Source organism: Fibrella aquatilis (assembly GCF_017353255.1).
GTDB classification, from domain to species: Bacteria; Bacteroidota; Bacteroidia; order Cytophagales; family Spirosomataceae; genus Fibrella; species Fibrella aquatilis.
Map to the genome: position 1 here is coordinate 1 of NZ_JAFMYU010000038.1, position 13,379 is coordinate 13,379.

At 54.4% G+C, this 13,379-nt stretch carries 9 protein-coding genes; 7 read left to right on the forward strand and 2 right to left on the reverse strand.

Going from position 1 to position 13,379, the window contains the following annotated elements; all coding sequences use genetic code 11:
• Positions 1 to 84: 84 nt before the first annotated feature.
• A complete protein-coding gene (pheA, locus tag J2I48_RS27410; RefSeq protein WP_207338735.1) occupies positions 85 to 1,158 on the reverse strand; it encodes a prephenate dehydratase in 1,074 nt (357 codons plus the stop codon).
• A gap of 104 nt (positions 1,159 to 1,262) precedes the next feature.
• Positions 1,263 to 3,155 (reverse strand): DNA topoisomerase IV subunit B, encoded by a 1,893-nt coding sequence (locus tag J2I48_RS27415; protein WP_207338736.1) that lies wholly within the window; start codon positions 3,153 to 3,155, stop codon positions 1,263 to 1,265.
• 251 nt (positions 3,156 to 3,406) lie between these two features.
• Here J2I48_RS27415 and J2I48_RS27420 point away from each other — a divergent pair, with 251 nt between their 5' ends.
• The 7 genes from J2I48_RS27420 (at position 3,407) to J2I48_RS27450 (ending at position 13,363) form a co-directional block, all read left to right on the forward strand.
• Positions 3,407 to 6,115, forward strand: coding sequence for a polysaccharide biosynthesis/export family protein (locus tag J2I48_RS27420; protein WP_207338737.1), 2,709 nt, complete (start codon positions 3,407 to 3,409; stop codon positions 6,113 to 6,115).
• A 7-nt stretch (positions 6,116 to 6,122) separates the two neighbouring features.
• Positions 6,123 to 7,232: a GumC domain-containing protein gene (locus tag J2I48_RS27425; protein WP_207338738.1), complete on the forward strand. Its 1,110-nt coding sequence runs from the start codon at positions 6,123 to 6,125 to the stop codon at positions 7,230 to 7,232.
• A 3-nt stretch (positions 7,233 to 7,235) separates the two neighbouring features.
• Positions 7,236 to 8,066, forward strand: a complete 831-nt coding sequence (locus tag J2I48_RS27430; protein ID WP_207338739.1) for an ABC transporter permease — start codon at positions 7,236 to 7,238, stop codon at positions 8,064 to 8,066.
• A 14-nt stretch (positions 8,067 to 8,080) separates the two neighbouring features.
• Positions 8,081 to 9,337 (forward strand): ABC transporter ATP-binding protein, encoded by a 1,257-nt coding sequence (locus J2I48_RS27435; RefSeq protein WP_207338740.1) that lies wholly within the window; start codon positions 8,081 to 8,083, stop codon positions 9,335 to 9,337.
• Positions 9,334 to 10,425: a DegT/DnrJ/EryC1/StrS family aminotransferase gene (locus tag J2I48_RS27440; protein ID WP_207338741.1), complete on the forward strand. Its 1,092-nt coding sequence runs from the start codon at positions 9,334 to 9,336 to the stop codon at positions 10,423 to 10,425. Before J2I48_RS27435 ends, J2I48_RS27440 begins: the two co-directional genes overlap by 4 nt.
• Before the next feature lie 17 nt (positions 10,426 to 10,442).
• Positions 10,443 to 12,536, forward strand: a complete 2,094-nt coding sequence (locus J2I48_RS27445; RefSeq protein WP_207338742.1) for a hypothetical protein — start codon at positions 10,443 to 10,445, stop codon at positions 12,534 to 12,536.
• 92 nt (positions 12,537 to 12,628) lie between these two features.
• Positions 12,629 to 13,363 (forward strand): WbqC family protein, encoded by a 735-nt coding sequence (locus J2I48_RS27450; RefSeq protein WP_207338743.1) that lies wholly within the window; start codon positions 12,629 to 12,631, stop codon positions 13,361 to 13,363.
• Positions 13,364 to 13,379: the final 16 nt, after the last annotated feature.

The window sequence follows — 13,379 nt, forward strand, 5'->3', positions numbered from 1 at the left end:
CACCCCGAGCGCAGTCGAGGGGCCTACCTCGCGAAGCCACCAACTCGCGTAGCCACTTACGACTCCCCAGACCTACAACTCTCTTTAAGAAACCCTCACATAGCTGCCCAGTAATTTTACGTCGGCGGTGTGGTGATTCAGGATATCCTGCAATTGTGGTTCTTCGGCGTGGCCTTCGCATTCGAGCAGGAACCAGTACTGAAACGTGGCCCCGTTGCGAAGGGGGCGGCTTTCGATCTTGGTAATGTTGATCTGGCGCTTGCTGAACTCCTGTAAGAAATCGGCCAGCACCCCCGGTGATTCGGTGTTGGGCAATTTGGCAATGAGCGTGGTCTTGTCCTGACCGCTGGGCTGATTGGCGAAATCTTTGGCCAGAATCAGGAAGCGCGTCCGGTTCAGGTCGCTGTCTTCAATGTTATCAAACAGCACCGGCACGTCGAACAGCTTGGCTGCAATGTGTGAGCAGAGGGCAGCCGTTTTGGGGTTTTGCGCCGCCATCTTGGCTGCTTTTGAGGTTGACTCAACAGGGACAAATTCGGCTTTCATGCCATCGAATGAGTCGCTCAGAAACCGGCTACACTGCCGAAACGCAATGTCTTTAGAGTAGATGTGGGTGATGTCGGCGAGGTTCTCGGCCTGGGTGGCGAAGGTAAAATGCACCGGAATCTGGGCTTCGGCGGCAATGCGCAGGTCTTTTTCCAGCAGCAGGTCGATGGCCTCACTCACTACGCCCTCCTGGTTGTTTTCGATGGGCACCACCCCAAACCGCACCCGCCCCGTTTCGACGCTCTCAAATACCGACCGGATCGTGGGAAGGGCCATGTAGGCGCTCATGGCACCAAACCGGCTTTCGGCGGCTTGGTGCGTGAAGCTCCCCTCCGGCCCCAGGTAGGCCACGCGTTCGGGTAATTCGAGGTTGCGCGACACGGCGAAGATTTCCAGGAAGATGGCCTCAATAGCCGACCGGTTCAGCAAACCGCTGTTCTGGTTATGCAGCCGGTCCAGAATTTGTTTTTCGCGTTCGGGTCTGTAGATCACAGTATTGGCCGACCGCTTCACTTCGCCCACTTTGCGCACTAGTTCCATGCGCTGGTTGAGCAGGTCGAGCAGTTGGTCATCAAGGGCATCAATGCCGTTACGGAGTGATTCGAGGGTCATGGGGGTAAAAATAAGTGGTAAGTGCTAAACGATGAGTGGTGAGTTTGCTTCCGCGCCTATTCTTGCGGAATCAAACTCACCACTCATCGTTTAGCACTTACCACTTAAACAAGCGCTACATCTTCTATATCCTTTTCAACGCGGAGATTGTCGATGATGAAGCGTTGGCGGTCGGGGGTGTTTTTACCCATATAGTAGCTCAGCAGTTTGGGCACCGAAGCATCTTTCTCCATAATGACCGGCTCCAGGTGCATGTTTTCGCCAATGAATAGGCCAAACTCCTCCGGCGATATTTCGCCAAGGCCTTTAAACCGCGTGATTTCGGCTTTTTTGCCTGCCTTCACCAGTTTGTTGGTGGCCTTCTGCTTTTCGTCTTCCGAATAGCAATAGGTTGTTTCCTCGTGCTTTTTGGGGTTCCGCACCCGAAACAGCGGCGTCTCCAATATATACAGGTGGCCGTTGCGCACCAGGTCGGGGAAAAACTGTAGGAAGAACGTGAGCATCAACAGCCGGATGTGCATCCCGTCGACGTCGGCGTCGGTGGCGATCACGATCCGGTTATAACGTAGCGTGTCGAGGCCTTCTTCAATGTCGAGGGCGTGTTGGAGCAGGTTGAACTCTTCGTTTTCGTAGACCACTTTTTTGGTCATACCGAAACAGTTCAGTGGTTTTCCCCGCAAACTAAACACTGCCTGCGTCTGCACGTTGCGGCTCTTGGTGATCGACCCACTTGCCGAGTCACCCTCTGTGATAAACAGGGTTGTGTTGAGCCGGTCGTCCGATTTCAAATCGGGCAGGTGAATGCGGCAGTCGCGCAGTTTTTTGTTGTGCAGGTTAGCTTTCTTGGCGCGTTCGTTGGCCAGTTTCTTGATACCCGCCAGTTCTTTACGCTCCCGTTCAGACTGCTCGATGCGCCGTTTGAGGGCATCTTTCACCGCCGGATTCATGTGCAGAAAGTCGTCGAGGCGTTCTTTCAGAAAGTCCATCACAAACGACCGCACCGAGGGTGCCCCTTCTTCGGGAGCCATATTTTGCGACCCCAGTTTGGTCTTGGTCTGCGACTCGAAGACGGGTTCCTGCACCCGAACGCTGATGGCCGCTACGATACTGGCCCGAATGTCGGTAGTATCATAGTTCTTGTCGAAGTGCTTACGGATGGTTTCCACGATGGCCTCTTTAAAGGCATTCTGGTGGGTGCCGCCCTGCGTGGTGTATTGGCCATTCACAAATGAATGGTATTCTTCACCATACTGGTTGCCGTGGCTCATGGCCACCTCAATATCATTGCCTTTCAGGTGAATGATCGGGTAGCGCAGGTCGTCTTCTTTGTGCTTGCTGCGCAGCAGGTCGAGCAGGCCGTTTTGTGAGACGAACTTCTGCCCGTTGAAATTCATGATCAGGCCCGCGTTGAGGTAGCAGTAGTTCCAGAGCATGTCAGAGACAAACTGACCCCGGTAGTGGAAGTTCTTGAAAACGGTGTCGTCGGGCTCAAAGACAGAGAGCGTACCATTGCGCTGACTGGTTTCTTCATCACCCTGTTTGGTGAGCACCCCGCGCTCAAATTCGGCCCAGACGGTGCGGCCATCGCGAAAGGACTGGATGCGAAAATAGCCGGACAGGGCATTGACGGCCTTGGTACCAACGCCATTGAGGCCCACCGATTTTTGAAAGGCCCCAGAGTCATATTTGCCGCCGGTATTGATCTTGGAAACCACCTCGACCACCTTACCCAGGGGAATACCCCGGCCATAGTCGCGCACCTCAATGCGGTGGTCGGTCACTTTAATATCGATCACCTTACCGTTGCCCATCACGTGTTCGTCGATGGAGTTGTCGATGGTTTCTTTGAGGAGCACATACACGCCATCATCGGCGGCGGCACCGTCGCCAAGTTTACCGATATACATACCGGGCCGGAGGCGAATGTGCTCGCGCCAGTCGAGCGAGCGGATACTGTCTTCGTTGTATTGTACAGACGATTGTGGGCTGTCGGCCATGTACGAGAGAAATGGTTTATGGTTGTTTACTTACTTAAATGTGTAGCCTTGGTTTTTGCCAACATCGGAAAAATCATACCACCACCAGGGCTGGATGTGACCCTTCCAATAAATAGAAAACTGTTTAGATTACGGCAAAAGTTCGTTTACTTTGGGCGCTGAAAGTGCTGAAATATCATAAAAACAATAAAGAACGTTTACTCATTAGTACTAAGCAAGACCCGCTATGTTAGGGTTGACATCTTAAAAATATGCAAAATTTGCCCCATTTCCAACTCGCCAGGGTTTCTTCTTTTGTCAGCTTCGTAGACCAGACCGCCACACTCACCGCACGAACCATTGCCATTGCCGGTCTACTCCTGAGCACCTTCAGCACCCACGCTCAGATTGCCCCTTCATCGGGTGGCGCACCCGCCGCTGGCGGCACCACGATTCAACTGCCACCCGGTACGCAGATACCCAAAGGGGTACAATTACCCCAGGGTGTTCAGGTTAGCCCGTCGCAGGGTAATGGCCGCAGCACACCCACCAATCGGACTGGCCAGACAAACGGCAACACAGGAGCCAACCGCACGGGTACCACGCCCACCAACGGGCAGGCTACCCAGGGCAACACCGGCGGCCGTCAGCAGACAGGCACTACTGGTCAGGTAGGCCAGAATGGACAAGCCACGCAAAATGGGCAACGCGGCCAAAACGGTCAGGGTACAGCCGGCACTGTCAACGCCGATGGCACCGTAAACCAGGGTGACGTGCCCCTAAACGCTTCGGAAGAGGGAACAGATGATGGCTTAAAGGATAATGGCCAGTCTGAGGCAGAGGCTACCAAAGCCAATGAGCGGGCTGCTGTTCGGCGGAAACTGTTCGGCTTCGAGCTGTTCAATAACCCCTCACTAGCTACTACCTTCCAACCAAATATCAACATTGCTACGCCGGTCAACTATGTACTGGGTACCAATGACCAGGTAAACATCAGCATGTATGGGGTTCAGGATGAGTCTATTCAGCAGACCGTTACGCCCGAAGGCAACATCTACCTGCCCAAAGGCATTGGCCCCGTACACGTAGCCGGCCTCACGGTTGAAGCCGCCAAAACCCGCATCACCGAGCGGATGGCAAAAATCTACGTAGGGTTGAAAAACAGTTCCTACGGCCCCAAAAACACTTATCTCGAAATTACGCTGGGTAACATTCGCAGCATCCGGGTGTCGGTGCTGGGTGAGGCCATCAAGCCGGGCACCTATTCAATCTCGTCGCTGTCGTCGGCTATGAACGTGATCTACGCGTCGGGTGGTCCCAGCGAACTGGGGTCATTCCGCAACATTCAGGTAATCCGCAACAGCCGCGTCATTGCCACCATTGACCTGTATGATCTGCTGCTGACGGGTGTGCTACGGAACAACATCCGCCTTCAGGACAATGACAATATCCGCATTCCGGGCTACATCTCGCACGTGGAACTTACGGGTACTACCCGCCGCAACAACATTTTCGAGTTGATGCCGACCGAGACGCTGGAACGGTTGCTGTTCTATGGAGGTGGGTTTACGGCCAACGCCTACAAAAACCGGATCAAAGTGACGCGCCTCACCAACCGCGAGATTAAAGTGATCGACGTGCTGGCCGACCAGTACCGGACCTTCACGATGCAGGACGGCGATGTGGTGGGGGTAGAACAAGTGCTGAACCGCTACGAAAACCAGGTGTCCATTGCCGGTGCGGTGTACCGCCCCGGTGTGTTTTCGCTGGATCAGAACAAGACGCTGAAAGAGCTGGTAACAAGTGCCGAAGGTCCCAAGGGTGATGCCCTGATGGGCCGGGTGAATATCAGCCGCACCCGCGAAGACCTCACCATGGAAAACATTACCGTCGACCTGACGAAGGTGCTTGCCGGTACCGACCCCGACGTGATTCTGCAACGGGAAGATGTTGTAACGGTAAACTCGAAATTCGATCTGGCCGAATATGGCGACATCTCAATTCAGGGCGAGGTAAATCGTCCCGGCCCCGTTCAGTATATCTCGAACCTAACGCTGGAAGATGCCTTTGTGCGGGTAGGTGGGTTGAAAGAGTCGGCAGCAACGGGCATGATCGAGATTGTGCGTCGCAAAAAAGACGTTGACCCAAGTGCGCTCAACGCACAGACCGCCGAGGTGTTTCGCTTCAGCGTAGACCGGAACCTAGACCTGAGCAACGATACCAAATTTTTCTTGCTCCCTTACGACCAGGTGATCGTGCGCCGGTCGCCGAGCTACCAGGTACAAACGTTTGCAGAAGTAGAAGGCGAAGTCATCATTCCCGGCCAGTACCCGATCAAGTCGAAAGACATGAAAATCTCTGATCTGGTAGCAGGTTCAGGTGGTCTTACCCCTCAGGCCTATGTAGACGGAGCTACCCTGATTCGCCGTGTGCAGCTTACGCAAGCTGAATTAGACAACCAGAACAGGGCGGTAACTGAACTTGCCGATGACTCGCGCAAATCAGTTGTTGAGGTCGAGACGGCTACTACAGACAAAGAAGAAGCCATTGGCATCAGCCTTCGTCGCATTCTGGCCCGGCCGGGTTCATCAGAAGACATCCTGCTACAGGCTGGCGATGTGCTACGCATTCCTAAGCGCCTGGAGACTGTGCGAATTGGTGGTGAAGTGTTGCTGCCTACCACCGTGAAATACCGGGGCGGACAAACTTTCCAGGATTATATCTCGCAAGCGGGTGGTTTTACCGACAAATCGCAGCGGCACCGGTCATTTGTGGTCTATGCCAACGGCTCGGTAGACCGTACCCGTAAGTTTATGTTTTTCAACCTGTACCCCCGCATCGAGCCGGGTGCGCTGGTAGTGGTGCCGCAGTCGCGCCGCACACCGCTCACACCGCAGCAGATTCTGGGTCAGGCAACCGGCATTGTCGGCTCGCTGATCAGCCTCATCACCACGGTACTCCTCCTGTCGCGTATCAACTAGTCAACGTATGACACCAACGACACAACCCGGCAACAATGCAATGGGTAAGACCCTGCCGCCGGATCAAATTTCGCCTAAGGCCGTTGTAGCACGGGCCGCCAAGTTCCGACAGGTGATTCGCCGCAACTGGTATATTTTGGTAGCCGCCATTCTGCTAGGCCTCGTTATTGGCTATCTTATTGATGCGTCCTCTACTAAAAAAACCACCTACTCAGCCAAGATCGTCTTCAACCTGGGCGGCGGGGGTGGCGGCGGTATGGGTGGCATGGGCGACCTGGGGGCGCTGGCCAGTGCGTTTGGCGTAGGTCAGGCAGCTCCTGATGCCAACATCTTTTCGGGCGAAAACTTCATCCAGTATGCCAAATCGCGGCCTGTGGTAGAAAAAACGCTCATGAAAACCGTCAAGATCGATGGTCGTGATACGCTCATGGTGAACTACTACATTGCCCATAGCGGCATCCGCGAAAAAGAATGGGAGAAGAGCGAAGAGTTTAAAAACTTTTTCTTCCCCCGCGCCAAAACCCGCGAAGAGTACACCAAAGATGACAACACCGCGATGGCCATCATTTACGAACGGCTGCTGGGCGAGTTAAGTATAAAAGGTGTCGACCGCCGGTCATCGTTTATGGCACTGGGCGCTACTACCGAACATGAAATGCTTTCGAAGGTGCTGGTAGAAAACCACATCCTGACTATCGAAGACGACTACCGGAAGAAGCAAACGAAGAAAACCCGCGATATGCTCAGTTTGCTTAGCCACCGCGTTGACTCGCTAGGGAGGGTGATGACGGGTACGGAAAACAAGCTGGCCAACTACATGAACCAAAATCAGCAGGTGATCGTGGCGCAGAGTCAGATGAACGAGAGTCGCCTACAACGCAGTTCGTCTTTTCTGACATCGCAGTACTACGCTGCCCTCACCCAGCTTGATAACATGCGGCTATCGTTGATTCGGGAACAGCCCCTGTTTACGATCATCGAAGACGTGTATTTACCCCTCTATAAAGAGGTGCCTGGGCGAATTGGTACGCAGGCGGGTGTAGCCATTGGACTGGTGCTGGGCATCGTAGGCATTTTCCTGCGCGAAACCCTAAGCAAAATGGGGAAGGAAGAGTAGTTGATGAAAACCCAGGAAGTCATTATACAAGCGGGGCGACCCGAACGCTATTATTGGCGCGACCTTTGGCGTAGCCGCGAATTACTCCTTATTCTGTCCATGCGCGATATCTCCGTGCGGTATAAACAAACCGCACTGGGCGCGTCGTGGAGCCTGATTCGCCCCCTGGCGACCATGCTGGTGATGGTGTTTGTCTTCAGCATGGTTGCCAAGCTCCGGGCCGACCCGGGGGTGCCCTACCCCCTGATGGTACTGAGCGGCATTACCATCTGGACCTTCTTTTCTAACGCCTTCACCCAGATCAGTTCCAGCGTAACGGCCAATGCCAATCTGGTCAGCAAGGTCTATTTTCCGCGCTTACTAATGCCCCTGAGCGCCGTGGCTGTGAGCCTGATCGATTTCCTGATCACGATGGTACTATTTATCATAGTAGCTATCTGGTATGCCTACGTACCCGACTGGCACCTGATTTACATGCCCTTGTTTGTGCTGCTGGCCATGCTCGCCGCCTTTGCCTTCGGGCTATTCTTTTCGGCCATCAACGTCCGGTTTCGCGATGTAGGGCAGCTAATTCCGTTTTTGGTACAGATTGGTTTCTACGCCTGTCCTATTGCCTACAGCAGCCGGGAAGTGGCGGGCAAATGGTTCGAGAAATACTACATCATGAACCCGCTGGTAGGCATTATTGAAGGGTTCCGCTGGTCGTTACTAGGCGGCAAAACACATCTGAACCCGCAGAGTTTAGTATATTCGGTCGGTATCACCCTCATTTGCCTGAGCTTTTCGCTCTACTTCTTCCGCAAACGGGAAAATTCCTTCGTCGACGATATTTAACGGTCCCCCCATCCATGTCCGTCATCACGGTTGAAAATATCAGTAAGCAATACATCATTGACCACAAGCGGGGCAAAGGCAGCAGCAGCATTCGCGATGCCATTACGCATACCGTGAAAGGCTGGTTTGCTGGCCCCAAAGAAGATACTGACGAGCTGACCCACGAAGAATTCTGGGCGTTGCGCGACGTAAATTTTTCTGTTGAACAGGGCGACCGCGTGGGTATTGTGGGTCACAATGGGGCGGGCAAGTCGACACTCCTGAAAATCCTGAGCAAGATCATCGAACCCACCAGCGGCTCGGTGAAAATTCGGGGGCGGGTGGCCAGTTTGCTGGAAGTAGGCACCGGTTTTCATCCCGAACTCACAGGCCGCGAAAACATCTTTTTGAACGGGTCGCTGCTGGGTATGCGCAAGGACGAGATTAAACAGTCGTTCGACGAGATCGTGGCCTTCGCCGGCGTGGAACGGTTTCTCGATACACCTGTAAAGCGCTATTCGTCAGGCATGTACGTGCGGCTCGGCTTTGCTATTTCGGCGCACCTCAACCCCGAAATCATGATCGTGGATGAAGTCCTGGCCGTGGGTGACGCCGAATTTCAGAAGAAGAGCCTCGGCAAAATGCGTGACAATTCGGCCAGTGGGCGCACCATTCTGTTTGTGAGCCACAACCTAACCGCCGTGCAAGCACTGTGCAACAAGACGCTGTATTTTGAAAAAGGACAGTTGATTGAGCAGGGCGAAACCAACCAGGTGATCGCGTCGTACCTAAGCAAAGTAGCCCGGACGCGGCTGCGGCGCGAATGGAAAACCCCCGAAGAAGCCCCCGGTAATGATCTGGTGCGTGTTCACCGGATGGAGTTGATCCCCGACTACCCCGACAACCTGACGCATATCGACGTGCGAACGTCCATGCGCGTACAGTTTGAGTTCTGGAACATGATGGACCGCGCCAATCTGAACCTGAGCCTGCACCTCTACTCGCTCACAGGCGAATGCATCTTTAACGTGGGCAGCCAGTCGCAGCCCTATGGTAAAGGACTTATTCAAGGTGAGTGCGTTATTCCAGGGTATTTCCTGAACGATGGTACGTACACAATCTCGGTGATGATTGTAAAGGACACCGTGACGCCGCTGTATAATATGGAGGAAGGCATTACCTTCGATGTGGAAGACTATCGCGAGGGGGTAGCCTGGTATGGCAAGTGGCCCGGCTACGTCCGGCCCCAGTTCCCCTTCCGCGTGGAAGCCCTTGAACCCATCATTCCATGATCAACGTTACGAAGTCTTACTTACCTACTCTCGAAGAATACACCGAACTCCTGAAAGGGGTGTGGGATCGGGTTTATCTGACCAACGACGGACCACTGGTGCGCGAGTTGGAAACGCAGATGATGGCTTTTCTGGGGCTGAAAAACCTGCGTTTTTGTTCCAACGGTACCGTAGTGATGCAGCTGGCGCTGAAGGCCATGGGCATTAATAAAGAGGTGATCACCACGCCGTTTTCTTACGTAGCCACCACCAACGTATTGCTCTGGGAAGGCTGTACGCCCGTTTTTGCCGACATCCGCGCCGACGATTTCACGATTGACACCGACCTGATTGAGCCGCTCATTACCGAGAATACTCAGGCTATTCTGGCTACGCACGTCTACGGTAATGCATGCAGGATCGAGGCCATTCAGGCCCTGGCCGACAAGTATAAGCTGAAAGTGATCTACGACGGTGCTCACGCCTTTGGTGCCGAATACAACAACCGGTCGCTGCTGGATTACGGTGATGTAAGCACATGCAGCTTCCACGCCACCAAAGTATTCCACACCGTCGAAGGCGGTTGCATTGTCACGCCCGACGATACGCTGGCCACCACCATTCAGCATTTCCGCACGTTTGGCCACCGCAACGACGATTATTTCAGCATGGGTATCAACGCAAAGAACTCGGAGTTCCATGCTGCTATGGGTCTGTGTGTGTTGCCCAAAGTGCCCGAACTGATTGCCGCCCGGAAGGAAATTTTTGCCCTCTATGATGCTCAGCTAGACTTCACTAAGCTGCAACGGCCTACTCTGGCCCCCGGCATGACGCAGTACAACTACGCCTACTACCCCGTAGTACTGGAATCGGAGCAGGCATTGTTGCGTACGGTGGAGGTGCTAAAGGGTGACGAGATCACGCCCCGCCGCTATTTTTATCCCTCGCTTAATACGCTGCCTTTTGTTAAAGACGCCCAGCCCTGCCCCGTTTCAGAAGATATTGCCCGCCGGGTGTTGTGCCTGCCACTCTATCCAGGCCTGGCCGAGGCCGACGTAGAGCGCGTGTGCCGACTGGTGAATGAAGCCGTGGCCGAGGCGATTGTTTAACCCGCCCGCCACCCTGCATGGTTATTTTTCTACTGCTCTTTATCGGTTTCACGGGCTGGTTTGCTGCCCGCATTGCCCGCCCATCGCTCACCGAATGGCTGCTAACCACGTTCTTGCTGGGCGTGGGTTCGGTGATTCTTACAGGCTTTATCCTGTCGGGACTGTACCTCACGGCGCAGGTATGGACCTGGGCGTTGAGCGTATTTTTCACAGAAATTATCATTGGTTCGGCACTGCGCTGGCTGGCGGGCAATCCAGTTCCGTTTTCGCCTAAAAGCTTGATTACCAATCGCTGGCAACTAGCGAAGACCAGTTTTGATGCCCTGCCCCTGTATTCAAAAGTACTCTTCGGCGGGCTGCTGACCACGCTATTCGTCATTGGCATTACCAACCTGCTACTGGTACTTTTCACGCCCCCCAATGAGTGGGACAGCATGACGGGCCACCTAAACCGCGTGATGCAGTATATACAACGCGGGTCGATGCGGCATTTTGGCGGCACCAACTGGAACATCGACACATACCCTAAGAGTGTTTGTACCCTTCAGATTTATGGCTACCTGATCACGGGCCGGTTCGAGAACGGGTTCAAGCTCATTCACCATACCGCCTACTGGATCACGCTTGTGGCCGTGTTTGGTATCGTGCAGCGCATTGGCCAGTTGCGGCAGGCCATCACCCCTACCCCGGCACTTAGCCGGCTTTCGGCCAGCCTACTGTCGGCTCTGGGCATGGGCCTGCTGCTCGATTTTCTGGCCCAGGCCATCACCACCGAAACCGACAGCGTACTGACGGCCTACCTGAGCGTGCTGCTCTATATGCTCTTCGCCTACCGCGCCAGCGAGACCCCATTGGGTCGCGACAATCGGTATCTGTATATGGCTGGTATGGCCTTTGGCATTGCCTGGGGGCACAAAGTAACGTTCACACTACTGCTGCCGTCGGTGTTTATAGTGATGATCTACACCGTTTTTCTAACCAACCGACTGTACGTTTTCATAGCCCGCACGGCCCGGCTGGCGGGGGCTATTATGGTGGGCATAGGCCTTTGGATGCTCCCTACGGGCTATTTGAAGAATATCGAAGTATTTGGACACCCCATTGGGCCACCTACTGCGCTCCGCCACCAATCGGTAGAGCGGGCGGGGTCGCTGAGGAATTTGTTCGAGCAGGGGTCGCGGAATGTGGTGCGATATGGCTATGACCACATCAACCTCGACGGGTTGCGCAACACAGCCACCGGCAACGAGCTGAACCGCGCCATGCGCAAGCCGCTGGTGGTGGCCGAAGATAAACTGCACCTGCGCCTCGACGAAGAGACCGACTTTTCCATCATTCCTTTCACCTTCGAGCGGCGGTTTATTTTCTACAACGCCAACCCCTACTGGGGCGTCATTGGCTTCGGGCTATTGTTACCCCTACTGGTGCTGACGCTCTTGTTTGTGCTGCGGTCGCCACCCCACATGTACCTTAGTCTCGCGGTGGTGCTACATGTGGCCGCATTGGCCTACTCAGCCCCGTACGACCCCTTCAAAGGGCGCTATTTCACCGAAACGGGCCTGTTTGCCAGTTTGTTTCTGGCCCTGCTCTACCTCCACCCCAGGCTCGATCTGAACCGGCCAAAGCGGGTTTTCCTGAAGAGCTATGTGGCCCTGATCATGTCCCTGGGGGCTATTTCGGCGCTGTGCTGCGTGTTTCTGAACGTCCGCGCCTTACCCTTCGCCTGGACCACCCCCGACGGCGTGGCCTACCCCTCGGCCTTTACCGCCGACCGCACCAAGCTGCTCACCATTGGCCGCCCCGACGCCTATGTGCCCTACAAACGCTTCGAGGAAATTGTACCGGACACCGCCACGGTAGCACTGGGTACCATCAACGACGACTATGAGTACCCGCTCTACGGCCCGCACCTCTCGCGGCAGCTCATCACCATAAACCCCTTCGAGCAGGGTGTACAACCCATTCCGAAACGGGCGTCGTACCTCTTCTTCTCTAAAAACGTGATTAAACCCCGCCCCGGCGACATCCGCCTGGGTACCGACACCGCCGCCGCCCACAGCCCCTACATCGCCGCACCGGCCGAAGATTATTACCTTCGCAAGTTGAAATGATTTACGAATTACGATTTACGATTTGGGCTGACGCGAGTGAGCTTAGGCGTAAGCAACAAATCGTAAACCGTAAATCGTAATTCGTAAATCAAATGACCCTCGCCATCATGCAACCGTATTTCCTGCCCTACATCGGCTACATGCAGTTGCTGAATGCAGTAGACACGTTCGTTTTTTATGACGACGTGGCCTTTATTAACCGGGGCTGGATAAACCGAAACCGGCTCCTGGCCAACGGGCGCGAACTGCTCTTTACCATTCCGCTGAAAGACGCCAGCCAAAACCGGCTCATCAACGAAATTACCCTGTCTGACGAACCCAAATGGCGTGATAAGCTGCTACGTACTATTGAGCAGAGCTACCGCAAGGCGCCGCAGTTTGCCGAGGTAATGCCCATGACCGAACGCATAATCCGTTTCCAGGGCGACACGCGGTCCGACGTCTCGGTTGCCGACTATTGCTTTCATAGCTTTAGCGAATTGACGGCTTATCTGGGTATCACCACACGCCTGGTAGCCTCGTCTGCTATCTACGAAAACAGCCACCTGAAGGCACAGGAGCGCATTCTCGACATTTGCCGACAGGAAGGTGCCGAACGTTACATTAACCCTATCGGCGGTACAGAACTATATAAACCGGAGCCTTTTGCCCAACTTGGCTGCGAGTTGCGGTTCATTCAGCCCCGGCCCGTGGCCTACCCCCAACTCGGCACGGCGGACTTTGTACCCTGGCTTTCCATCCTGGACATCCTCATGAACAACACCCCCGCCGCCACGATGGAGCTTCTACTAGATTTTGACTTAATTGGTGAAAGAGCGAAAGAGTGAAAGAGTGTTTGCTGTG

Excerpts from the sequence above, each read along its gene's own strand:
- J2I48_RS27420 (WP_207338737.1), top strand. The coding sequence starts at position 3,407 with ATGCAAAATTTGCCCCATTTCCAACTCGCCAGGGTTTCTTCTTTTGTC.
- J2I48_RS27425 (WP_207338738.1), top strand. The coding sequence starts at position 6,123 with ATGACACCAACGACACAACCCGGCAACAATGCAATGGGTAAGACCCTG.
- J2I48_RS27430 (WP_207338739.1), top strand. The coding sequence starts at position 7,236 with ATGAAAACCCAGGAAGTCATTATACAAGCGGGGCGACCCGAACGCTAT.
- J2I48_RS27445 (WP_207338742.1), top strand. The coding sequence starts at position 10,443 with ATGGTTATTTTTCTACTGCTCTTTATCGGTTTCACGGGCTGGTTTGCT.
- J2I48_RS27435 (WP_207338740.1), top strand. The coding sequence starts at position 8,081 with ATGTCCGTCATCACGGTTGAAAATATCAGTAAGCAATACATCATTGAC.
- J2I48_RS27440 (WP_207338741.1), top strand. The coding sequence starts at position 9,334 with ATGATCAACGTTACGAAGTCTTACTTACCTACTCTCGAAGAATACACC.
- J2I48_RS27415 (WP_207338736.1), bottom strand. The coding sequence starts at position 3,155 with ATGGCCGACAGCCCACAATCGTCTGTACAATACAACGAAGACAGTATC.
- J2I48_RS27450 (WP_207338743.1), top strand. The coding sequence starts at position 12,629 with ATGACCCTCGCCATCATGCAACCGTATTTCCTGCCCTACATCGGCTAC.
- pheA (WP_207338735.1), bottom strand. The coding sequence starts at position 1,158 with ATGACCCTCGAATCACTCCGTAACGGCATTGATGCCCTTGATGACCAA.